Genomic DNA, 22694 nt, shown 5'->3' with positions numbered 1-22694 from the left:
AGAGGTGCACTCACGGTATTCGGAGCGAAGGGCTTCGAACCACGGGGGAGGGACCGGATGACAGACAGGGCGGACACGACAGACACGACAGACACGGCAGATACAGCAGACACCTCGGGCTTAACGGACCTGACGGGCAGTGGACTGGTGGCCCAGGCACGGGCACTGGCCGCCGGCGACGTCTCCTCGCGCGAGCTCGTCGAGCGCGCGCTGGCCCGTATCGCGGCGACGCAGCCCCTGCTCAACGCGTTCCGCCGCGTACGGGCCGGGGCCGCGCTCGCCGAGGCGGACGCGGCGGACCGGCGGCTCGCGGACGGCGGGCGAGCCCCGCTGCTGGGCGTCCCCGTCGCCGTGAAGGACGACATCGACGTCGCCGGGGAGCCCACCGCCTTCGGCTGCGCAGGCGATTTCCCGCCGAAATCCGCCGACAGCGAGGCCGTACGACGGCTCCGCGCCGCGGGCGCGGTCATCGTCGGCAAGACGAACACGCCGGAGCTCGGGCAGTGGCCCGTCACGGAAGGCCCCGCGTTCGGCGCGACCCGCAATCCCTGGAGCACGGAGCACACGCCCGGCGGCTCCTCGGGCGGCGCCGCGGCAGCCGTCGCCGCGGGCCTCGTACCGGCCGCCCTCGGCTCGGACGGCGCCGGCTCGCTCCGGATCCCCGCCGCCTGGACGCACCTGGTCGGCATCAAACCGCAGCGCGGACGCGTCTCCACCTGGCCCGAGCCGGAGTCCTTCCGCGGCATCACCTGCCACGGCCCCCTCGCCCGTACGGTCGCCGACGCCGCGCTCCTGCTCCACGCGGCGAGCGGCAGCCACGGCGGGGACCTCCACCGGCCGCGCCCTGTGGACGTCCTCGGCGCCGCCGACCGCGACCCCGGCCGGCTGCGGATCGCGCTCTCCCTGCGCCCCGCGTTCGCCGCCGCCCGCCAGCGGCTCGACCCCGAAGCCCGGTCCGCGACCCTCCGCATCGCGGAACGACTGGCAGTTCTCGGGCACGAGGTGGTCGAGGAGGAGCCGCGCTACGGGCTGATCGGGCTCACGTTCGTGCCGCGCTCGATGTCCGGCGTACGGGAATGGGCCGGGCGCGTCCCCGACCCCGCCCTGCTGGACGCCCGCACGAGGGTGAACGCGCGCGGCGGGCTGCTGCTGGGCGGCGGGATCCTGCGTGTGGCCCGGGCGGCGGAGGAGCCGCTGCGGCGGCGCGTGGGGGAGATCTTCGACCGCTTCGACGTCGTCCTGACCCCGACCACGGCGGTCCCGCCGCTGCGGATCGGGGACCTGACCGGCCTGTCCAGCAGCCGTACGGACGCGGCGATGATCTCGGCCTGTCCGTACTCCTGGCCGTGGAACGTCCTCGGCTGGCCGGGCATGAGCGTCCCGGCCGGCTTCACGACCACCGGCCTCCCGCTCGGCGCCCAGCTTCTCGGCCCGGCCGACAGCGAGCCGCGGCTCATCTCACTCGCTGCGCAACTGGAGGCGTCGGAGCGGTGGTTCGAGCGCCGGCCGGGGCCGGGGCCCGTCGGCGACGTGGCTGCGGGTGAGCGAACACCAGACGGCCTTGGAGGCGCCGCACGTGAAGCCATGGGGTGAGGAGTAGACCCCCCACTTGTCGGCGAGCGAACGGACGAGGATCAGGCCGCGGCCGTCGACGTCGTAGGGGCAGGGGTCCGGCCGTGGTGCCGGCGGCAGATCCTCGGTGTCCCACGCTGTGAGCGTGAGCACGTCCCACTGCGACCAGGAGATACGGAGTTCCGCCTCGTCGACGGTGTGCACGATCGCGTTCGTGAGCAGCTCGGTAGCCAACAGCTCGGCCCTCGGGACGAGTTCGCCCAGCTCGTGGGCGGTGAGTGCGGCCCGGACGGTGCCGCGCGCGAGGGGAATGGCGCGGGCGTCGTTCGGCACGCGCAGCCGGTATTCGAACGGCTCGATCTCAGGAGCGACGGGCGCGGGCTTCGGGGCAGGCAGGAACATGGCGCCTCCGGCGGGGTGGGGTGAAGTGATCGCGCGCCCGGTGTCATTGCCGCGGCGCCTGCCCACTGCGTGGGGGCAGGGTGGGGCGGTGCGCTTCCGGGTGGGCGGTGAGCTCGCGGTGTGAGCTGCGCGACACTCAACGTAGGAGCCAAATTTGGTACTGCGCAAGCGATCCCGTGAAGTTCGCCCCATCGGGGCTCGCTGTGACACATTGGCGCCGCAAGCGCGCGAGAAAGAGGACGACATGGCGAGGCGGACCATCGTCACGGCCCGGCAGGAGCGGCTGGGCGCCGAGCTGCGGAAGCTGCGCGAGTGGGCGGGCGTTTCGGCGCGGGACGCTGCCGCGGCCGTCGGGCGCGATCAGGCGTGGCTGTCCCACATCGAGGCGGGCAACGCGGCGGTGGGCGCCGAGAGGACGCGTCTCCTGGCGGAGCGGTACGGCGTGGAGGACGCCGCCTTGGTTGATGCCCTCGCGGAGCGGGCGGCGGAGCGATCTCGGGGGTGGTGGGAGAAGTACCGGGGACGCATGAGGAGTCAAGCCCTGGACCTGGCGGAGCTGGAGTGGCACGCGAGTGCCTTGCGCAGCGTGCAGATCGTCAACGTGCCGGGGTTACTGCAGACTGAGGACTATGTGCGGTCGCTATTTGCCTACGTGGCTGATGAACTTGAGCCGTATGACGTCGATGTCGATACGGTCACTGCATTTCGCTTGCAGCGCCGAGCGGTACTCGAGCGTGACAATCCTCCGGCCATCTCCACGATCGTGCATGAGGCTGCGCTGCGAATGAGGGTGAGCGATCGCAAAGTCGCCCGCGATCAACTCCACTTCCTGCTGGCCGTATCCGACCGGCCGGGGGTCACGATCCGGGTTGTGCCGTTCGAGGCTGAGGGCTTCGCGGGTATGGGGTACTCGATGCTCTACGCGGTCGACCGCGTGGCCGCCCTCGATACGGTCCAGGTAGACCACCTCCACGGCAGCGCTTTCTTTCACGCTAAGGAGCAACTCGCCAAATACCGCAACCGTTGGAACAAGGTGGAGCGTGCGGCACTTGGCCCGCGGGAGACTCGCGACTTGATTCATCGGATCGCATGCGAGCTGTGAGGGGCTGACGATGCATATGGTTGCCTGGCAGAAATCCACGTTCTCGGGGAACGAACAGACCAACGATTGCGTGGAGGCCGCCGCGGCCGGAGCCGCGATCGCCCTCCGCGAGAGCGACGCCCCCGCCACCGTCGTGCGGACCACCCCACCCGCCTTCGGCGCACTGATACGCGCCATCAAGGCGGGAGTGCGCCATGAGTGATAGGTGGCAGAAGTCCACGTATTCGGGAACCGGCGACAACAACGACTGCGTCGAGGTCGCCGCGACCGGCGCCGCGATCGCCCTCCGCGAGAGCGACGCCCCCCGCACCGTCGTGCGGACTACCCCACTCGCGCTCGGCAGCCTGATACGCACCCTCAAGGCGGGGACCCGCGGCGGCTGAGATCCGTGCTGTGACTGCAGGTCAGAACAGGCTGGCAGCGGGGGCGGGGGCGCCCCCTCGGCGCGGAAATCCACCGGCCGGGCAGGCCTGCCTGGTGTACAAGCGGGCTGGGGGCGAGGCCCGCCGGCCCCAGCGCCACCCAGGCCTCACCGGTCCCTCTGCCCGTGCTGCCCAACTCGGCACGGCCGCGGCTGTCATGAGGGCGATGGGTCGTGCCTGCCGCCGCCGGATCCGGTACCGTGAACACGAAGGGCCCCCGCCCGGGGCCGGGAAACCACAGGGCGGGAGCTTAGAATCCGAACAGGTGCTTGACCTGAGCCTCGTTCTCTGAGGCTCAGATCAGCCCTTGAACCACCTCCCCAGCTTCCACGCTGCGCGGACCAGAACGTCCTCGACGCGCTGCCGGATCGACGGCTTCGGCTTCCTGCGACGCCCCATGGGCGCCTCCCCTCAGACCGGCCGCCGAGATCCCGGTCGACGGCCTTTCCTCAGGGTCGGGCCGGGCCCCGAGGGCACGAGGCCCGGAGACGATCCATGAGGGGAGGCGCACCGCGGTGCGCTGAGATCACCCTAGTGGCCCAACTCGGTGGGGAAGTAAATCCGTTGGGTGATGACGGGCGATGATAAATATCGACCTGCGATGTTCGCCCGCTTTCACTACCGACCCGCTCCGCGGGTCATCAGCAGCAGCGCCCCGATCGCCACGATCGGCACGATCATGATCAGTGCGAGGCCCACCGGGTTGCGGTGGTTGTAGACCCAGCGGGTGCCGTAGCGCTGGCGGATGAAGACGGGCTGGTCTTCGTCGTCGTGGGCGCGGTCCCGGGCGTGGTCGTTCTCGTGGCGCATGGGATCAGGCTACGGACGGTCGTTCGAGATGGCGATCATTTTGTCGCACCTCTGTCGTTTTGTGGCGCGCCCGCGACACTCCCGTCACGGCCCCGCCATGACCCGCTACGGCGCGAGGATGTCGAGTTCGGCCATCGCGCCGGCCGTGATCTCGCGCGTCAGGGCCTCCGCGCGGGCGGCGTCCCGTTCCCGTACGGCTTCGGCGACGCGGACGTGGAGGGTGACGGCGGCCGGGTCGGGGTCGGTGAACATGACCTGGTGTTCGGTGCGGCCGGTGAGGACCTCGGCGACGACGTCGCCCAGGCGGGCGAACATCTCGTTGCCGGAGGCGCGCAGGATCACCCGGTGGAAGGCCACGTCGTGGACCAGGTAGGCGCCGAGCTGCTGGCCGCGTGAGGTGGCGACCATGCCGAGGGCGTGCCGGGTGAGCTCCTCGCACTGCTCGGGCGTGGCGAGGCGGGCGGCGAGCCCGGCCGCCACCGGCTCGACGGCCGAGCGGAGCACGGTGAGGGAGCGCAGCTGGCGCGGCCGGTCGGCGCCGGCGAGGCGCCAGCGGATGACCTGGGGGTCGTAGACGTTCCACTCCTCGGTGGGGCGGACGGTGACGCCGACCCTGCGCCGGGACTCGACCAGGTGCATGGACTCCAGGACGCGTATGGCCTCGCGGATCACGGTGCGCGAGACCTCGAAGCGGCGTTCCAGCTCGTCGGTGCGCAGGACGCTGCCCGGCGGGTACGTGCCCGAGGTGATCGCGGGCCCGAGGGACTCCAGCACGCGCGCGTGCAGCCCCTGCCCCTGGTTTTCCATGGGGCAAGCCTACGATCCCCGCCCACGGCAAATTAAGTATGACGTTTGAGTCACAGGGGCTTGAATATGTCGTACGTAATGCGTTTCAGTGTGGCCACACCCCCGTCAATGAAGACAGTGAGGCCCCGATGAGCAGCCGTCCGGCACACCCCCGCGTCGTCGTCGTGATGGGCGTCGCCGGCACCGGCAAGACCACCGTCGGACCGCTCGTCGCCCAGGCCCTCGGGGTCCCTTACGCCGAGGGCGACGACTTCCACCCGGCCGCCAACATCGCCAAGATGTCCGCCGGGACCCCGCTCGACGATGCCGACCGGGCCCCCTGGCTCGACGCCATCGGCGCGTGGGCCGCGGACCGTGCGGGCCGCGGCGGGGTCGTCAGCTGCTCCGCGCTCAAGCGGGCCTACCGGGACCGGCTGCGCGCCGCCGCGCCCGGACTCGTCTTCCTCCACCTCACCGGCGACCACGATCTGATCGCCGGCCGCATGGCGGCCCGCAAGGGCCACTTCATGACCACCAGGCTGCTGGACTCCCAGTTCGCGACCCTCGAACCGCTGGGCGCGGACGAGGCGGGCATCGACGTCGACGTCGCGCCCGGCCCGCAGGCCATCGCCGAGCGGGCCGTAGGGGCCCTGAGGCAGCTTTAGCCCCCTTCTCTCCCTCCACCTCCTCCTCCAAGGAAGCCCCGTGAGCACTCTCAGCGTCGAGATGCTGGCCGCGGCCCCCGCCGGACCGATCACGTCGGCGGGTCACGCACAGCTGGGGATCGCCGTCCTCGTCGGCATCGCCGTCATCGTTCTCCTCATCACCCGCCTCAAGCTGCACGCCTTCCTCTCCCTGACCATCGGCTCGCTGGTGCTCGGGGCCGCGGCGGGCGCGCCGATGGACAAGACCATCGCGAGCTTCACCGCAGGACTCGGGGCGACGGTCTCGGGCGTCGGCGTCCTCATCGCGCTCGGCGCGATCCTGGGCAAGCTCCTCGCCGACTCCGGCGGCGCCGACCAGATCGTCGACACGATCCTGGCGAAGGCGGGGCCGCGCTCGATGCCGTGGGCGATCGTGCTGATCGCGGGCGTCATCGGCCTGCCGCTGTTCTTCGAGGTCGGGATCGTGCTGCTGATCCCGGTGGTGCTGCTCGTGGCCAAGCGGGGCAACCACTCCCTGATGCGGATCGGCATCCCCGCGCTCGCCGGGCTCTCCGTGATGCACGGCCTGGTGCCCCCGCACCCCGGCCCGCTGGCCGCCATCGACGCCATCGGCGCGAACCTCGGCGTGACCCTCGCCCTCGGCGTGCTGATCGCCGTGCCGACCGCCGTGGTCGCCGGGCCGCTGTTCTCGCGGGTGGCCGCCCGCTGGGTGGACATCGCCCCGCCCGAGAAGCTGATACCCCAGCGGCCCTCGGCCGAGCTGGAGCGCCGCCCGGGCTTCGGGGTCACCGTCGCCACGGTCATGCTGCCGGTCGTCCTCATGCTGGCGAAGGCGCTCGTCGACATCGTCGTGGACGACCCCAAGGACCACGTCCAGCGCGTCACCGACGTCGTCGGCTCGCCGCTGATCGCCCTCCTCGCCGCCGTCCTCGTCGGACTGTTCACGCTGGGCCGGGCCGCCGGCTTCGGCCGCGACCGGCTCGCCGGGACCGTCGAGAAGTCCCTCGCCCCCATCGCCGGCATCCTGCTGATCGTGGGCGCGGGCGGCGGCTTCAAGCAGACGCTGATCGACGTGGGCGTCGGCCGGATGATCCTCGACTTCTCCAAGGGCTGGTCGATCTCGGCCCTGCTGCTGGCCTGGCTGATCGCCGTCGGCATCCGGCTCGCCACCGGCTCGGCGACCGTCGCCACCATCTCCGCCGCCGGGCTCGTCGCCCCGCTCGCCGAGGGCATGAGCACCACTCACACCGCGCTGCTCGTCCTCGCCGTCGGCGCCGGCTCGCTGTTCTTCAGCCACGTCAACGACGCCGGCTTCTGGATGGTGAAGGAGTACTTCGGCATGGACGTCGGCCAGACGATCAAGACCTGGTCGCTGATGGAGACCGTGATCTCCGTCGTCTCCCTCGTCCTCGTCCTGCTGCTGTCGCTGGTCCTCTGACCCGCTGTCCCCGCTTCCCCGCCCCGCCGTCGCCGGTCCTCCGGCCCGCACCGGCCGGCGGCCACCGGTTCTCCGAGCCGCCGGCCGCCGGCCCGCCGGTCCTCCGTACGTCCCCCGCGTTGCTCCTCTCGGCCCTGGCCGTTCTGCGTTGCTCCCGCTCCAATGGACATATCGGACCTTAGGGTTCGCCTATGCGTATTGGAAGACCTGTCGCCCCCGCAGCGGTGCTGCTCGGCGCCGCCCTGCTGGCCGCCGGCTGCGCGGGCGCGCCCGCCCCGAAACACGCGGACGCGAAGAGCACCCCGAACGGCGGAGCCACCGCCACCGCGGCCCCCGACGCGGCGGCGGGCCCGCTCAGCCCCTCCGACCTCCAGGGACGCTGGTGGACCTGGGCGTCCTCCAGCCCCAGCGGCTCCAACCCCGTCGAGGACCGGGACGGCAGCATGTGCGCCCAGGGCCAGAAGGACGGCGGCGTCTGGTTCCTGGCCGGCACCTTCGGGGAACGCGCCGAGCGCACCTGCGCCGTCCCCGCGAACCGGCGCCTGGCCTTCCCCCTCGTGAACCTGATGAGCGACCAGGCCGGCTGCTCCGAGTTCATGGCCCCCGCCAAGGGCACCGCCACCCTCGACGGCAAGCCCCTGCGGGCCGAGCGCTACGACGCCACGCCCGTACGGGTCACCGCCGAGGAGGGCAACCCGCTCACCGACGGCGGTGGCACCTTCCGCAGCCACGCCTGCGGGCTGTGGGTGCAGACGGAACCGCTGCGCCCCGGCAACCACACCCTGCAGATCCGCGGCTCCTCCGGGCGGTTCACCGTCTCCGTCGACTACACCCTCAAGGTCCCGGCGGCGGGGGCGGCGACGAACCATGACGCGGTCTGACGCCGTCCACAGCCGCCGGGCCCGCCGGCCGCGGCTCAGTCCCGTATCGCCCGCGCCGGTGCCTGAGCCGGCACCGGTGCCTGAGCCGACACCTGCGCCAGGTAAGCCCGTACGTCCTCCGCTTCATCCGTGGCCAGCCCCACATAGCCGTCAGGCCGGACCAGGAACAGCCCCGTGCCGTACGCGGCCTTGGCGTGGCCGCCGGCGTCGACCAGATCGGGCGTAGGCCCGCCCACCCGGTACGTACGCACCCACTCGACGTCCGCCACCGCCGCCGCGGCCGGCGCGCCCGCGGCCTCCGACCCGGTGAGGTCTAGCAGGGTGAAGTGCGGGCCCCGGAAGGCGTCGAAGAGGCTGAAGGGCGCGCCCGAGGCGTCGGTGCAGGGCGCGTCGGGGGCCCGGTCACCCGCCCGCAGCCCGTCCTCCGGCAGATCCCGGCGCAGCTCGCGGGCCAGCGGGCCCGTGCGGTAGTTGAGGGTGAGCTGGTGGGTCTCCTTGCCGCGCCGTGACATGCCCCGCTCGAAGCCGACGTTGCGGTCCTGCCCGTGGACGCGGGTGCTCAGCTCCAGCACGTCGGCGGCCACCTGCGTGCGCTCGGTGTCGTACGTGTCGAGCAGGGCGTCCGGCGCGCCGTGCCGCAGGACGGCGCCGAGCTTCCAGCCGAGGTTGTAGGCGTCCTGCAGGCTGGTGTTGAGCCCCTGCCCGCCGGCGGGGGAGTGGATGTGCGCGGCGTCCCCGGCGAGGAGGACCCGGCCGGTGCGGAAGCGTGCGGCCATGCCGGCCTTCGGCTGGAAGGCCGACGCCCAGATGACCTCCTCGGGCACGAGGCCGGTGAGCCCCGTGCGCTCGGTGATGAGCCGCGTCAGGGCCTCGGGCGTGGCGTCGCGCGCCGGGTCCGGCACGTAGGAGGTGTCCGACCAGAAGGCCATGACCTGGATGGTGTCCGTCGTGAGCTCCAGCGGGCGCAGGCCGAGCAGCCCGCCGGGGGCGCTGGTCCACATGTGCCAGTGGCCGCGGTCGATCCCCGCGCGATCGAAGCCGGTCATCCGCACGTCGGCGACCATCGCGTGGCGCTCGTCGACGACCTTGACCTCGAAGGGCACGCCGAGCGCCTTCCGCACGGCGCTGCGCCCGCCGTCCGACGCGACGAGATAGCCGGCCCGCACCGTCTCCACCGTGCCGTCGGCGTGCCGCAGCTCGGCCGTGACGCCGTGCTCGTCCTGCGTGAAGCCCGTCAGGCCGGTGCTGAAGTCCACCCGGCCGCCCAGCTCTTCGAGGCGCTGGTACAGCACCTCCACCGTGCGCCACTGGGGGCACATCAGCGCATTCGGGTAGGGCGTGCCGGGCGAGGGGTCGCCGGGCTCGACGAGGGGCCACTCGCGCCCGCGCTCGGTGCCCTCCCACGACTGCACGGGCGGGATGGGGCCGGCCGAGGCGAGCAGGGCCGTGATGGCCCCGAGGTCGTCCATCACTTCCAGGCTGCGCGGCTGGAGGCCCGTGCCGCGCGAGCCGGGGAAGCCGCGCGCCTCCTGCTCGACGAGCCGGTGGCGGATGCCGCGCCGGGTCAGGTCGATGGCGAGGACGAGGCCGGTGGGCCCGGCGCCGGCGATGAGCACTTCGACGTCGGGCGCCGGAGCGGGAGCCGGACCCGAAGCGGGCAGGGCGGCAGAGTTCGGTGCGGTGGTGTCCAGTGCGGCAGTGGTCGGTGCTGCAGCGTTCACGAGATCCCCCTTAACGTTGTTAAGTTCGCGCTGTCCCCAGAGTGAACTGAACACCGTTAAGCTGTCAAGGTGGCAACTCGCATCGACCGCGCCCAAGTGGCCGAAACCGCACTCGACCTGCTCAACGAGGTGGGCCTCGAAGGCCTGACCCTGCGCAGGATCGCCAAGGAGCTGGGCGTCCAGGCCCCGGCGCTCTACTGGCACTTCAAGAACAAGCAGGAGCTGCTCGACGAGGTCGCCACGGAGATGTTCCGCCGCATGGCCGAGCCGCTGTCGGCCGTCGACAGCAGCACCTGGCAGTCGTGCCTGGCCGGATCGGCCCGCGTGATGCGCCGCTTCCTGCTCGGCTACCGCGACGGCGCCAAGGTCTTCGGCGGCACGCGTCTGACCGGCCGCAGCTACGCCGGGCCGGTCGAGGAGATGATGGAGAAGATCGTGGCGGCGGGCTTCACGCCGAGTGCCGCCGCCCGCGCCTGGTTCACCGTCAACACGTACACGATGGGGTACGTGATGGAGGAGCAGTCCGTGCACCCGGTGCCGGGCGGCGAGCGCGACCCCGCCTACGACCTGGAGGACCGCGCCGACCGCCTGAAGGGCTACCCCCTCGTCATAGCGGCCGGCGTGGAGTTCTTCGGCGAGATGGAGGCCGGTTTCGAGACCGGCCTGCACGCCGTCGTCGCCGGCATCGAGGCCACGCTGCTACCGCCGGGCGCCGCCGGGGTCGAGTGACCTGCGCAGGAGCGGCGTCAGCCGCCGCTCCACGAAGCGGTGCAGGAGCCAGGCCAGGCCCAGCATCAGGGCGATGGTCAGACCGAGCGTCGCGTACGCGGGGATGCCCAGGCCGCGGTGCAGGGCGCCGATCACGACCCACCCCAGGTGCTCGTGCACCAGATAGAACGGGTACGTCAGCGCGCCCGCGACCGTCAGCCAGCGCCAGTTCATCCAGCCGGCCCTGCCCAGGGCGACGGCCGCCACCGCCGCGTACCCGAGCGCCACGACGGCCACGATCACGTACGGGGAGCGGTACGAGAAGAAGTGCGGGTTCGGCACGTGCCACAGGCCCGCCACCGCGTAGTGCTGCCCCACGAGGAAGCTCACGGCCACGATCCCCCAGTGCAGGAGGTCGTTCCCGAAGCGGTGGACCAGGTACAGGCCGATGCCGCCGATGAAGTACGACGAGTACTCCGGCATCACGACGACCCGCAGGAACTCCACGTGCGAGGCGGTCGTCACGACCGTCGCCAGCGTCCACACCGCGCAGAACATCACCACGCGGTGCCGGGTCGCGCCCGGCAGGACGACGAAGAGCGCGAAGAGCGCGTAGAAGCGCAGCTCGGCCCAGAGAGTCCAGCACACGCCGAGCACGCGCTGGGCGCCCACCGGCTGCTGCAGCATCGTCAGGTTCACGAGCGTGTCGCTGAACGACACCGTCCTGAACCCCACCCACGGCAGTGCGAACGCCACGGTGACCAGCACGATCGCCGCCCAGTAGGCGGGGTAGAGGCGGGCCGCGCGCGAGGCGAAGAACGAGCGCAGGGGGCGGCCCCAGCCGCTCATGCAGATCACGAAGCCGCTGATGACGAAGAAGATCTCGACACCCAGGCAGCCGTAGGCGAAGGCGCCCGACAGGGTGGGGAACTCGTGCCGCGGAGACGCGCCCCACGCGCGGCTCACGTCGCCGTCGCGCCCGCCGTAGTGGTAGAACGCCACCATCAGGGCGGCGATCAGGCGCAGGGCGTCCAGAGCGCGGAGGCGGCTGCCGCCGTGGGTGCCCTGTAAGGGCGCGGGTTGCTCGGTGGGCGCCTTCCGGCGCGGCCGGGGGAGGGCCGGGGCGGTCATGAGTTCACCATCGCCTTGGCCGGTGCCTTCGCCTTGGTCAGGCGCCGCTGCAGCGCCCGTGCCCGCCGGGCGACCCTGCGGACGGCCGCGTTGCGCGGCAGGAACGACAGCTGCGACGGGATTCCGCCGGGGAGGGCGAGGGCGGTGAGGCGGCGGCGCTTGAAGTAGCGGCGGCTGCGGGGGGTGAGGCGGGTGCGGAGGTAGTCTTCGGCGGCTTCGCGCAGGTGCGGGTAGATCTGGGGCTGCATGGCGAAGCCGACCGCGGCCAGGAGGCCGTTGAGGTCCGCTTCGGGCTCAGGGTCCTGAGCGCTTGCGCTCAGCTCCGGCAGGAGCGCGTCCACCAGCGTCACCGGCACCCTGTTGCTGTTCTGGTACGGGCTCAGCCGTTCCAGGAGGAGGTCCGTGCCCGTGCGCGCCGCCCGCAGGCCGTAGAACGTCCTCGCCGTCACCAGCGCCGTCGAGAAGCAGCCGGCCACCAGCGCCGGGCGCAGCCGCTGGTAGACCACCTCCGCCAGGACCGGCGTGTCGAGGACCGTCAGGGTGACGCCGAGCCGCTCCGCCTCCTCCTCCAGCATCCGCGACCAGCGGGCCGGCGCGGCCGGGTGCGGCTTGAAGACGAGTTCGCGGTGGCCGCGCCCGGCCGCCCCGCGCAGCATCCGTACGTGCAGCTGCTCCTCTTCCTCGGGGGTGAGGATGTCGAGCGCCGACAGGTACTGGCCGAGCAGGAGCGCCGCGCCCTCGGGCGCGTCCGGGGCGGGCGCGTCCTCGGCGAGTTCGGCGAGCACCTTGGCGAAGGCCTCCGTGGGGACGATCTCCGGTGCGACGCCGAACTCCGTGAGCAGCAGCGGCCGCAGCCCGGGCACGAGGTCCAGGTGGAGCAGCCGGCCGGCGCGCGTGCCGGTCAGCGGGTCGAGCTTGTTGCGGGTGGGGCCGTAGCTCATGAGGCCGTCGGCGTAGACGTCGAGCGCGGCGTCGGGGAAGCACTGGACGATCGCGCCCGCCGGGCTGACCTGGATGGACTCGACGACGAGCGACACGTCGTCGTCGCCCAGGCCCCAGAGCAGCCTCAGGTGCCGCTCCCACAGGGGCGCGTCGTCGGGCCGGGGCGACCAGCCGGACGGGTGGAAGGGGCGGATCGCGTCGTTCCAGGACAGGACGCCGTCGAAGCGGGTGCGCAGCCGCCCGAAGCCGGGCGCCTCGTCGAGGGCCGGGGTGGTCTCCGGGACGGCGGCGGTGTTGGCGACGAGCAGCAGCCGGCGGTCGGCGGGGGCGAAGCAGCCGGCGTCCAGGGCTGCGGCGAGCGTGGCGGCGCCGTACAGCGTGGACGCGAGGAAGATCTGCGTGCGGCGGCGGGCGGGGGGCGGCGGGGCGGGCATCAGGCGGCCACCCCGGCAGTGCCCGGGGCCCCGGCCGGCCGCCGCCTCAGCCTGCGCAGCAGGACCGCGCGGTCGTAGTCCATGGAATTCACGGCGTCCTTGACGAGTTGCGGTGGCAGTCGGCGCAGTGCGCCCGCGCTCTTCGTACGCAATGCGCGGGCTACCTGCGGCTCAAAACGTTCGATATTCGTGAGGTGGTGGGCAATGATTGCGCAATACGTTCGAACGGCTTTCGGGAGGAATTCCTCCGCGTTCCGGTCGAGGGCCGTCTCCTCGATGACCTGATCGAATGCGCGCAGGAAATCGAGCTGCCGTACGTCCCCGATCTGGGTGAGTGAAGTCGCCACCCCGCGCCGGTAGAAGACGCCCAGCAGGCCGGCCACCGCGAAGGTGCGCGCCTCGCGGTGCAGCCGCCAGATCCACGGCCGGTCCTCCGCCGTCCGCAGGCCGTCCCGGAAGTGCAGCAGGCCCTCGTCCAGCAGCCGCCGGTGGTAGATCCCCGCCCACGCGTACGGGTAGTCGACGGACGTCGAGCGGTCCGCCGGCAGGATCGCGCCGCGCGGGTCCAGGACCACCCCGCGGCGGCCGTGCGGCACGCGCTGCACGGTGCGGGTGCGGCCCGTGCACTGCACGTGGTCCGTGCGGACGAAGTCCACGGCCAGCTCCTCGATGTACGCGACGAGCCGGGCGTAGTAGCCGGGCGCCAGCCAGTCGTCGCCGTCCAGGAAGGTCAGGTATTCGCCGCGCGCCGCGTCGAGCCCGGTGTTGCGGGCGGTGGCGAGGCCGCCGTTGCGCTCGTGGCGCAGGACCACGGCCCCCGGCAGCTCGCGCCCGGCGCGCTCCAGCAGCGCCGGCGTGCCGTCGGTCGAACGGTCGTCCACGAGAATGAATTCGAAATCCTCACGGGCGTTCGCCCGCAGACTTCTCAGCACGTCGGGCGCGAAGGTCTGAACATTGAAGAACGGGACGATGACGGAGAGCTTGACCACCCCGGCGACATTAGGCGGCCCCCCGGCATTCGTCTTGGCCGCGGGCGGGCGCGGAGGTGAACGAAGCGCGGCGGAATGATGAACCCGCCCCTCCGCCGGGCCGATTCGCCGATCGTCGGTGTGCTGTTTACCGGCTGTTGCCCTCGCGTTGGGCAACGAAACGGAATGGATTTCTATCGTCGGCGACGTGCCATCACGTACGCCATCACGTACCGAAACCCCGCTGCGGATCGCCGTCCTCGCCGACTCCGACACCCGGTGGAAATGGGGCGCGCTCACCGCGCACCGGCTCGTCCCGGGCGCCCGGCTCGACGGCCGCCTCCTGCGCGGCCGCGCGACCCCCACCGCCCGCCAGCTCGGCGAGGTGGGCGTGCGCGCGGCGGAGATCGGCGAGGTCACCGGGACCGAGTTCGTGCGCACGGCCGGCCGCGACCGGTACGACGTCGTGGTCCTCGCCTGCGTCGGCGGCGCCGTCCAGGCCATGCTGCACGGGCTCGCCGCCGCCTGGGAGGGCGCGCCGTCCAGGCCCGTCGTCGTGACCGGCTACGTGGGCGTCGTCTACGAGAAGCTCGCCGACGGGCTGCTGCTGCGCCACGGCGCGGACGTCGTCCTCGCCAACTCCCCGGACGACGCGGCCCGGTTCCGCGCCGTCTACGAGGGCGTGGGCGCCGACGCGGACTGCGTGACCGAGTGGGCGCTGCCGTTCCTCGGCGACCGCCGCACCGGCCCGCCGGACGGGCAAGTCCGCCCGTACACCGTCGTGTTCGCCGCGCAGCCCTCCGTGCCCGAGAGCCGCGCCGACCGCGGCTACCTGCTCCGCCGCGCCGTCGCGCACGCCCGGGCGCACCCGGAGCGCGAGGTGCTCATCAAGCTGCGCAGCAAGCCCGGAGAGCACACGACGCACATCGAGGAACTCCCGTACCAGAAGCTGGCCGCCCGCCTGCCCGGCGGGCTGCCGCCCAACTGCCGCCTCGTCTACGGGCACATGGGCGAGGTCCTCGACCGCACGGACCTCCTCGTCACCGTCAGTTCCACCGCGGCCCTGGAGTCCCTCCACCGCGCCATCCCCACGGCCGTGCTCACCGACCTCGGCGTCCGCGAGGCCCTCGGCAACCACCACTTCCTCGGCTCGGGCTGCCTCGCCTCCTGGGACCAGCTCGACGCCGGCCACGTGCCCGGGGCCGACCCGGAGTGGGCCGCCCGCCACGGCGTGCCCGCCGACGGCTCCGGCGAGGCCGTCTTCGCCGCCGCCCGGCAGCGCGTCACCGGCCTCGCCGCCCGGCCCTGCCTCCCCCCGCTCGCCCCCTACTACACCCCGGCCACCGCACCCGGCTACCTCCCCGCCGTCCTCGCCCGCCACGGCCTCGACCACCGAGGCCGTCCCCTTCCCGGCCGGGCGGGGGCTCCCCGCGAGGAGAGCGCCCTGCGGCGCGCGGGCCGCGCCGCCCTGCGCGACGCGGCCCGCGGCGCGTACCGCCACGGCGTCCAGCGGGTCGCTCCGCTGATCCGCCGCGTGGGGGAGCTGTGACCGTCCCTGCGGCGTCCGGCCCCCGGAAGAACGCCGCCGGAGCCCGGCGGGCCCTCACCGTGGGCCCGGGGCGGTGCGGCACCGCCGGGACGGCCCGCGGTGCGGCACCGCCGGGCTCCGCCGCGCCGGTTGCTCGCCGTTGCGGCGGAGGGAAGCGCTCGGCTCCGCCGGGTCGTGGTCGCCGCCACGGCGCCTTCCTTCCGCCGCAGCGCCGGAGCACCACCGCGGTGAGGGACCGCCGGCACACGCAACGGCCGCCACAGGCGGTGGGGTCCGCACAGGTACCGCCACGGGCACAGGGGTCCGCACAAGGCGCCCGCACACGCGCCGTCGTCGGCAGGCGCCCCGCCGTCGTCCGCCCGCCCCAGAACTCCCGGACACGCAAGGAGCCCGTCATGCAAGCCGTCCCGGCTACTCCGACCGCCATGGTCACCCCGGCCGAACCGGTCGCCGCGCCGGCTTCCCCGGCCGGTCCGGCCGCCGCCCCGGCGGCTTCGGCCGCCCCGGCTGACCGGCCCGCCCCGGCTGACCGGCCCGCCCCGGCCGTCCTGGCCGTCATCCCCGCCCGCGGCGGGTCCAAGGGCGTCCCCGCGAAGAACCTCGCCCCCGTCGGCGGCGTGCCCCTCGTGGCCCGCGCCGTCCGCGAGTGCCGCGCCGCCCGCCTCGTCACCGACGTCGTCGTCTCCACCGACGACCCCGGCATCGCCGCCACCGCGCGCGGCGCCGGAGCCGTCGTCGTCCAGCGCCCCGCCGCCATCGCGGGGGACACCGCCACCAGCGAGGCGGCCGTGCTGCACGCCATGGACGCGTACGAGGCGATGCACGGCACCGAAGTGGGCACGGTCCTGCTGGTGCAGTGCACGAGCCCCTTCCTGACCAGCGGCGACGTCGACGGCGTCGCCGAGGCCGTGGTCGAGGGCGGCGCCGACAGCGCCCTGACCGTCGCCCCCTTCCACGGCTTCCTCTGGCGGCAGGACTCCGCGGCCCACGGCGTCAACCACGACAAGAGCCGCCGCCCCCGCCGCCAGGACCGCCCCCAGGACCTCCTGGAGACCGGCGCCGCCTACGCCATGCGCGCCGACGGCTTCCGCGCCGCCCGGCACCGCTTCTTCGGCCGCACCGAGCTCGTCCCCACCGAGGCCGCCCGCGTCCTGGAGGTCGACGACCCCCACGACCTGGCCCGCGCCCGCGCCCTCGCGCCGCTCCTCGACGGCCCCGGCACCGCCGCGCTCCCCGCCCGCGCCGACGTCGACGCCGTCGTCATGGACTTCGACGGCACCCAGACCGACGACCGGGTCCTCATCGACGCCGACGGCCGCGAACTCGTCGCCGTCCACCGCGGCGACGGCCTCGGCGTCGCCGCCCTGCGCCGCGCCGGCCTCGCCCTGCTGATCCTCTCCACCGAGGAGAACGCCGTCGTCGCCGCGCGCGGCCGCAAGCTGCGCGTGCCCGTCCTGCACGGCGTCGACCGCAAGGACCTCGCGCTCAAGCAGTGGTGCGAGGAGCAGGGCATCGCGCCCGACCGCGTGCTCTACGTCGGCAACGACGTCAACGACCTGGCCTGCCTCGGGCTCGTCGGCTGGCCCGTGGCGGTCGCGGACGCCCACGACGCGGTACGCGGCGCCGCCCGGGCCGTGACCTCCGCGCCCGGCGGCAGCGGCGCCCTCCGCGAGATCGCCTCCTGGCTCCTGGGACCCGCCCTGACCGCCCCCTGAGCCCCCCCGATCACCACTTCCCACCGTCCCCGCACCGCGAAGGAACCGCCCCGTATGAATTCCGTGCACGCCGCCCCGTACGCCCCGGTCCGGGCCCTCGGCCGCAAGCTCGCCGGCCCCGGCCACCCCGTCTACGTCACCGGCGAGATCGGCATCAACCACAACGGCGACCTCGCCAACGCCTTCGCCCTCATCGACGCCGCCGCCGACGCCGGCTGCGACGCCGTCAAGTTCCAGAAGCGCACCCCCGAGATCTGCACGCCCCGCGACCAGTGGGACATCGAGCGCGACACGCCCTGGGGCCGGATGCGCTACATCGACTACCGCCACCGGGTGGAGTTCGGCGAGGACGAGTACCGCGCCATCGACGCCCACTGCCGCGAGCGCGGCATCGACTGGTTCGCCTCGCCCTGGGACACCGAGGCCGTCGCCTTCCTGGAGAAGTTCGACGTCCCCGCCCACAAGGTCGCCTCCGCCTCCCTCACCGACGACGAGCTGCTGCGCGCCCTGCGCGCCACCGGCCGCACGGTCATCCTCTCCACCGGCATGTCCACCCCGAAGCAGATCCGGCACGCCGTCGAGGTGCTCGGCAGCGAGAACATCCTGCTCTGCCACGCCACCTCCACCTACCCCGCCAAGGCCGCCGAGCTCAACCTCCGCGTGATCCACACCCTCCGCGCCGAGTACCCCAACGTGCCCATCGGCTACTCCGGCCACGAGACCGGCCTGCAGACCACCCTCGCCGCCGTCGCCCTCGGCGCCGCCTTCGTCGAGCGCCACATCACCCTCGACCGCGCCATGTGGGGCTCCGACCAGGCCGCCTCCGTCGAGCCCGGCGGTCTGCAGCGGCTCGTGCGCGACATCCGCGTCGTCGAGGAGTCCCTCGGCGACGGCGTGAAGCGCGTCTACGACAGCGAGCTCGGCCCGATGCGCAAGCTGCGCCGGGTCGCGGGCGTCGTCGCCGAGGCCGGCGACCGCGAGCCGGTCACGGCCTGACGGGCGGCCACGTGACCCCGAGCGCCGCCGACGAGGGCGGCCCCGCACCGGGCCCACGGGCCCGCCCGCCGGGCTCGCGAGCGATCCCGAGCGCCGCCGAGAGCGCCCCCGTGCCGGGCCTGCGGGCCCGACGGGCATCTCGCTCCCGGCGCGACGGCGAGCAACCACGCACCACGCCGGCGGTGGTGCCGAACCCGCCGGAGGCCGTTCCGGCACCACCGGAGTCCGTTCCGGCACCGCCGGACACCGCCGCGGAGGCCGGGCGCCGTCGCGGCGGGACGGAGGAGCGGCAGCCCGCCCCGCCGGCCCGGCCGGAGCCCGCCCCCGACCCGGACTCCGGCCGGGCGCCCGCTGCCGTGCCGGCCCCGGACCGTCCGCTGGACACCCCGCCGGAGCCGCTGGGCGGCCCGGACCCTGACCCGGCCTCCGGCCTCGGCGGCACCCTCGCCTTCGTCGAGAGTCCCGTCCAGCTCCTCAACGTCCTCGAATGGGCGTACGCGACGGAGCCGGACGGGCAGCGGGCCCGGCCGCCCCGTACCGCCGACCGGCCCGCCCCCGGACTGCCCGGCTCGCCCCTCGCGCGCGGAGTTCCCCGGCAGCCCGGGCCGCGCGACCAGAACGCCGGTGCCGGGCCGGGGGCCTCACCCGTACGGCCCCGCCCCACCGGCCTCGTCGTCGTCGTGCTCGCGCCGCACGACCCGATGTCGCGCGGCCAGCTGCGCCGGATGGCCGAACTGGCCCGGGACCAAGGGCACGAGGTGCGCTGGGAGGAGGCGCGGGGCGGGCCCACAGCGCCCGTGGCCACGGTCGGCGGCCTCGCGGGACCGCTCCGCCGGGCGCACCGGATCGTGATCGGGGACCCGTTCTCGCGCTACGTCCAGCTGCTGCTGACGATCACCCGGGCCCGTGAGCTGGTGGTGGTCGACGACGGCACGGCCACCATGGAGTTCATCGCCCAACTCGCGCGGGGCGAAAGCCTCGTACGGTGGCACCGGCGCGGAAGTCGAGGGGCGCGCGATCTCCTCTTCGCGCCGGTCTCTGCTTCAGCGCGCCGGATGCTGACACCCAACGATCGCCGGAGCGTGGAGGTGTTCACCTCGTTCACTTCCCTCCCGGTGGAACCGCCACCCGGCGTACAGGTCAGGGCCAACGACTTCGCCTGGACGCGCTCCGCCTTCGGCCCGCCCCGGATCACCCGCGGCACGGACCTCGTGGGAACGTCCCTGGTCGAGACCGGGGTCGTGGACCCCGAGCACTACCTCGGGGCCGTCGCGGCGCTGGCCCGCGCCCACGGCGCCACGCGCTACTTCGCCCACCGCCGCGAGAGCGCGGAGAAGCTGCGCCGCATGGCGGACCGGACGGGGCTGGAAGTCGTGCGCCCCGAACTGCCGCTGGAGATCGTGGCCCGCCGGGGGCCCGTCGGCCGCACCGTCCTCAGCTTCCCGTCGACCGTCGTCCACACGCTGCCGCTGGCCCTCGCGGACACCGGGATCACCGTCGCGGTCTGCGACATCGACCCCGTATGGCTCACGGAGCACGCCTCGCCGCGGGCCGAGGGCTTCCTGTCCGAGGTGACGGACACGGCCCGGGATGTGCGGCGACTTCCGGCCAGCCCCCTGAGCGCTCCCTGAGCCGTAAAGACTGGTCATACCCCTCCGATGCGCCATCCATGCGGCTGAACTTTTCTTGATCGGGGGGCAGTTGCCCGGGTGGGGGCTCTACTCTTCCCTGCGTGAACCATCTGATGCCTTGCGACGCCGGGACTGCCACTTCTCAGGGGACGGGCGAGGGGGTGCTCGCCGGTGCGCTCCCCCCGGGGCTGCGCGACGAACTCATCGCGTTCCGGCGGGATTTGCACATGCACCCCGAGCTGGGCAACCGGGAGTTCCGGACCACGGCGGCGGTCAAGGCGAGACTGCAGCGGGCCGGGCTCTCCCCGCGGACGCTGTCCACGGGCACCGGGCTGTTCTGCGACATCGGCCGGGAGCCGGGGGTGCCCGCCCGGCCGATGCTGGCGATCCGCGCCGATCTCGACGCGCTGCCCATCCCGGACACCAAGACGGTCCCGTACCGCTCGACCGTCCCCAGGATGGCGCACGCCTGCGGGCACGACGTGCACACCACCGCGGTCCTCGGCGCCGGCCTGGTCCTCGCCGACCTCGCCGAGCAGGGCCGGCTGCCCAACCCCGTGCGGCTGATCTTCCAGCCCGCCGAAGAGGTGCTGCCGGGCGGAGCCCTCGACGCCATCGAGTGCGGGGCCCTGAAGGGCGTCGGCAAGATCATCGCGGTGCACTGCGACCCGAAGGTCGAGGTCGGCCGCATCGGCCTGCGGGTCGGCCCCATCACCTCCGCGTGCGACCGGCTGGAGGTCACCCTGGCCGGCCCCGGCGGCCACACCGCCCGCCCGCACTTCACCACCGACCTGGTGACCGCCGCCGCCCGGATCGCCATCGACGTGCCCGCGGTGCTGGCCCGCCGGGTCGACGCCCGCTCGGGCCTCTCCCTGACCTGGGGCCGGATGGAGACGGGCCACGCGCCGAACGTGATCCCGCAGCACGCCGAGCTCTCCGGCACCGTCCGCTGCCTCGACCTGCACGCCTGGCGGGACGCCCCGGACCTGGTGCACGCGGCGATCGACGAGGTCGCGGCCCTCCACCGGGCCAAGTCGGAGATCAATTACGTCCGCGGGGTGCCCCCCGTGGTCAACGACGCGGAGATCGCGGATCTGCTGCGGCGCGCGATGGCCGCCCGCCGCGGCCCCGACTCCGTGGAGGACACCGAGCAGAGCCTGGGCGGCGAGGACTTCTCCTGGTACCTGGAGCACGTGCCGGGGGCGATGGCCCGGCTGGGCGTCCGCCCCGTGGGCGATACGACCCGCCGCGACCTGCATTGTGGCGATTTCGACGTGGATGAGGGTTCGATCACCGCCGGAGTCGAGCTCTTCACCGCCGCGGCATTGCTGGACGGGCACCGGGTTCAGGTGTAGCGGGCACCCAATTTGGGACGGGTTGAGGGGACGTATTGCTTGCACATTGGCGTGCATATTGCCTTCGTTGATGCCGGACCGGTCGCTGATCAAGCGTCGCAGGTCACGTTGTACGTAAAACCTGGCCGATTGGGGCCAGATCACGTTGTACGTAAAACCTGTGAGAGGGTCCGGATGGCGGATCCTAGGCGGGACTGGGCCGGATGCGTCTATCAAGGACGTAAACGGGTCAATAGTGGTTCGCCTCGATCCGATAACGGCTTTCTTCTACCCCCTTTCACTCCATCTACGCGCGTTACGATTCCGGCGACCAGCGCCAATGGAGGCGCTTCGAGTGAAGGGGCCCCTCGTGCGCCGGGTATCCACCATCGCTGTCGCGGGCATCAGCACCGCGGCTCTCGCATTCACCCTCACCGCCTGCGGTGAGTCCTCCACCGAGTCCGGTGGCGGCTCGGGCCAGGGCGTCGGCCTTGCGTTCGACGTCGGCGGTCGTGACGACCACTCCTTCAACGAGTCCGCCGCTCGTGGCCTGGACAAGGCCGAGAAGGAACTGGGCATCAAGAGCAAGATGATGACCGCCAAGAACGGTGAGACCGAGGCCGAGCGCGAGCAGCGCCTGAGCTCCCTCGCCGACAAGGGCTACAACCCGGTCATCGGCGTCGGCTTCAACTACGCGAAGTCGATCGAGAAGGTCGCCAAGGAGTTCCCGAAGACCAACTTCGCGATCGTCGACTCGGTCGTTCCGGGCCCCAACGTCGACAGCATCACCTTCGGTGAGCACGAGGGTTCCTACCTCGCGGGTGTCGCCGCTGCCCAGAAGTCCAAGACCAAGAAGGTCGGCTTCATCGGCGGCGTGGACAACGAGCTGATCAAGAAGTTCCAGGCGGGCTTCGAGCAGGGCGCCAAGGAGTCCGACTCCAAGGTCGAGGTCACCTCCGAGTACCTGGGCAGCACCGACAAGGGCTTCAACGACCCGGCGGCCGCCAAGGACAAGGCCAAGGGCATGCTCGACCGCGGCATCGACGTGATCTACACGGCGGCCGGCCTCTCCGGCAACGGCTCCATCGAGGCCGTCGCGGGCCAGAAGGACGCCTGGGCCATCGGCGTGGACTCCGACCAGTACCAGCAGCCGGGCCTGGAGAAGTACAAGGACCACATCCTCACCTCGGTCGTGAAGAACGTGGACGTGGCGGTCTTCGACATGATCAAGAGCGTCAAGGACGGCAAGCCGCTCACCGGCCAGCACGCCTACCTGCTCAAGGACGGCGGCGTCTCGCTGGCCACCTCGGGTGGCTTCATCGACGACATCAAGGCGAAGATCGAGGAAGCGAAGAAGAACATCGTCGACGGCAAGGTCAAGGTCAAGACCACCCCGTGACGCCCCGCCGGTCCCCGACCGGCACCTTCCGGCCGGTCCGCGTGACCGGCCGGATCCGCAAGGCCTCGGGCCCGGCGAAGAGAGGACC

The 22694-nt window shown here is 72.8% G+C and carries 20 protein-coding genes and 1 pseudogene; 14 read left to right on the top strand and 7 right to left on the bottom strand.

From position 1 onward, the window contains the following. Positions 1-57: 57 nt before the first annotated feature. Positions 58-1593: an amidase gene (locus ACOTKD_RS15480; protein WP_424889518.1), complete on the top strand. Its 1536-nt coding sequence runs from the start codon at positions 58-60 to the stop codon at positions 1591-1593. Between the two features lie 48 nt (positions 1594-1641). Here ACOTKD_RS15480 and ACOTKD_RS15475 read toward each other — a convergent pair. Continuing rightward, positions 1642-1974, bottom strand: a pseudogene (locus tag ACOTKD_RS15475) (hypothetical protein); the annotation flags it as partial. A 154-nt stretch (positions 1975-2128) separates the two neighbouring features. Between ACOTKD_RS15475 and ACOTKD_RS15470 the strand changes: the two are divergent. From ACOTKD_RS15470 to ACOTKD_RS15460, 3 genes are read left to right on the top strand one after another with little or no spacing between them, the layout of a single operon-like run. Continuing rightward, complete coding sequence (locus ACOTKD_RS15470) at positions 2129-3076, top strand: helix-turn-helix domain-containing protein (protein ID WP_424889517.1); 948 nt, start codon at positions 2129-2131, stop codon at positions 3074-3076. Between the two features lie 10 nt (positions 3077-3086). Further along, positions 3087-3278 carry a DUF397 domain-containing protein gene (locus ACOTKD_RS15465; protein ID WP_424889516.1) on the top strand — a complete coding sequence of 64 codons (192 nt, stop codon included), beginning with the start codon at positions 3087-3089 and terminating at the stop codon, positions 3276-3278. After that, positions 3271-3459 (top strand): DUF397 domain-containing protein, encoded by a 189-nt coding sequence (locus ACOTKD_RS15460; RefSeq protein WP_424889515.1) that lies wholly within the window; start codon positions 3271-3273, stop codon positions 3457-3459. Before ACOTKD_RS15465 ends, ACOTKD_RS15460 begins: the two co-directional genes overlap by 8 nt. A gap of 657 nt (positions 3460-4116) precedes the next feature. On the opposite strand, the gene ACOTKD_RS15455 is transcribed toward ACOTKD_RS15460, so the two are convergent. Together ACOTKD_RS15455 and ACOTKD_RS15450 are read right to left on the bottom strand one after the other, a co-directional pair. Then, positions 4117-4308, bottom strand: a complete 192-nt coding sequence (locus ACOTKD_RS15455) for a hypothetical protein (RefSeq protein WP_424889514.1) — start codon at positions 4306-4308, stop codon at positions 4117-4119. Between the two features lie 105 nt (positions 4309-4413). Next, complete coding sequence (locus ACOTKD_RS15450) at positions 4414-5115, bottom strand: FadR/GntR family transcriptional regulator (protein WP_424889513.1); 702 nt, start codon at positions 5113-5115, stop codon at positions 4414-4416. A 128-nt stretch (positions 5116-5243) separates the two neighbouring features. On the opposite strand from ACOTKD_RS15450, the gene ACOTKD_RS15445 reads away from it, so the two are divergent. The 3 genes from ACOTKD_RS15445 to ACOTKD_RS15435 all read left to right on the top strand — a co-directional run bounded on the left by ACOTKD_RS15445 (position 5244) and on the right by ACOTKD_RS15435 (position 8078). Beyond that, positions 5244-5759 (top strand): gluconokinase, encoded by a 516-nt coding sequence (locus tag ACOTKD_RS15445; protein WP_424889512.1) that lies wholly within the window; start codon positions 5244-5246, stop codon positions 5757-5759. 40 nt (positions 5760-5799) lie between these two features. Next, a complete protein-coding gene (locus ACOTKD_RS15440; protein ID WP_424889511.1) occupies positions 5800-7197 on the top strand; it encodes a gluconate:H+ symporter in 1398 nt (465 codons plus the stop codon). 191 nt (positions 7198-7388) lie between these two features. After that, positions 7389-8078 (top strand): signal protein, encoded by a 690-nt coding sequence (locus ACOTKD_RS15435; protein WP_424889510.1) that lies wholly within the window; start codon positions 7389-7391, stop codon positions 8076-8078. 35 nt (positions 8079-8113) lie between these two features. Here the strand turns inward: ACOTKD_RS15435 and ACOTKD_RS15430 are convergent, their stop codons facing one another. Further along, positions 8114-9799: an FAD-dependent monooxygenase gene (locus tag ACOTKD_RS15430; RefSeq protein ID WP_424889509.1), complete on the bottom strand. Its 1686-nt coding sequence runs from the start codon at positions 9797-9799 to the stop codon at positions 8114-8116. Positions 9800-9868: 69 nt separating this feature from the next. On the opposite strand from ACOTKD_RS15430, the gene ACOTKD_RS15425 reads away from it, so the two are divergent. Next, a complete protein-coding gene (locus ACOTKD_RS15425) occupies positions 9869-10528 on the top strand; it encodes a TetR/AcrR family transcriptional regulator C-terminal domain-containing protein (RefSeq protein ID WP_424889508.1) in 660 nt (219 codons plus the stop codon). On the opposite strand, the gene ACOTKD_RS15420 is transcribed toward ACOTKD_RS15425, so the two are convergent. Genes ACOTKD_RS15420 through ACOTKD_RS15410 form a run of 3 tightly spaced genes read right to left on the bottom strand, consistent with a single transcriptional unit; the run spans position 10499 to position 14003 of the window. Continuing rightward, positions 10499-11638, bottom strand: coding sequence for an acyltransferase family protein (locus tag ACOTKD_RS15420; RefSeq protein ID WP_424889507.1), 1140 nt, complete (start codon positions 11636-11638; stop codon positions 10499-10501). The two genes, ACOTKD_RS15425 and ACOTKD_RS15420, sit on opposite strands and share 30 nt — an antisense overlap. Then, positions 11635-13014, bottom strand: a complete 1380-nt coding sequence (locus tag ACOTKD_RS15415; protein WP_424889506.1) for a polysialyltransferase family glycosyltransferase — start codon at positions 13012-13014, stop codon at positions 11635-11637. The genes ACOTKD_RS15420 and ACOTKD_RS15415 overlap by 4 nt, the downstream gene beginning before the upstream one ends. Further along, a complete protein-coding gene (locus ACOTKD_RS15410; RefSeq protein ID WP_424889505.1) occupies positions 13014-14003 on the bottom strand; it encodes a glycosyltransferase family 2 protein in 990 nt (329 codons plus the stop codon). The genes ACOTKD_RS15415 and ACOTKD_RS15410 overlap by 1 nt, the downstream gene beginning before the upstream one ends. Positions 14004-14190: 187 nt before the next feature. On the opposite strand from ACOTKD_RS15410, the gene ACOTKD_RS15405 reads away from it, so the two are divergent. From ACOTKD_RS15405 to ACOTKD_RS15380, 6 genes are all read left to right on the top strand, one after another. Beyond that, positions 14191-15531 (top strand): DUF6716 putative glycosyltransferase, encoded by a 1341-nt coding sequence (locus ACOTKD_RS15405; protein ID WP_424889504.1) that lies wholly within the window; start codon positions 14191-14193, stop codon positions 15529-15531. Positions 15532-15926: 395 nt separating this feature from the next. Further along, positions 15927-17246 (top strand): cytidylyltransferase domain-containing protein, encoded by a 1320-nt coding sequence (locus tag ACOTKD_RS15400; RefSeq protein ID WP_424889503.1) that lies wholly within the window; start codon positions 15927-15929, stop codon positions 17244-17246. 54 nt (positions 17247-17300) lie between these two features. After that, positions 17301-18242, top strand: a complete 942-nt coding sequence (locus ACOTKD_RS15395) for an N-acetylneuraminate synthase family protein (protein ID WP_106678201.1) — start codon at positions 17301-17303, stop codon at positions 18240-18242. A 398-nt stretch (positions 18243-18640) separates the two neighbouring features. Continuing rightward, positions 18641-19873, top strand: coding sequence for a hypothetical protein (locus tag ACOTKD_RS15390; RefSeq protein WP_424889834.1), 1233 nt, complete (start codon positions 18641-18643; stop codon positions 19871-19873). A gap of 113 nt (positions 19874-19986) precedes the next feature. Continuing rightward, positions 19987-21228 carry an amidohydrolase gene (locus ACOTKD_RS15385; RefSeq protein ID WP_424889833.1) on the top strand — a complete coding sequence of 414 codons (1242 nt, stop codon included), beginning with the start codon at positions 19987-19989 and terminating at the stop codon, positions 21226-21228. A gap of 349 nt (positions 21229-21577) precedes the next feature. After that, on the top strand, positions 21578-22606 hold the full coding sequence (locus ACOTKD_RS15380) for a BMP family lipoprotein (RefSeq protein ID WP_424889502.1): 1029 nt from the start codon (positions 21578-21580) through the stop codon (positions 22604-22606). Positions 22607-22694 lie beyond the last annotated feature (88 nt).

The organism is Streptomyces sp. XH2 (genome assembly GCF_049725035.1).
GTDB classification, from domain to species: domain Bacteria; phylum Actinomycetota; class Actinomycetes; order Streptomycetales; family Streptomycetaceae; genus Streptomyces; species Streptomyces roseoverticillatus.
Note: the sequence above shows the minus strand (reverse complement) of the source record. Positions and strands in the feature narration are given on the sequence as shown.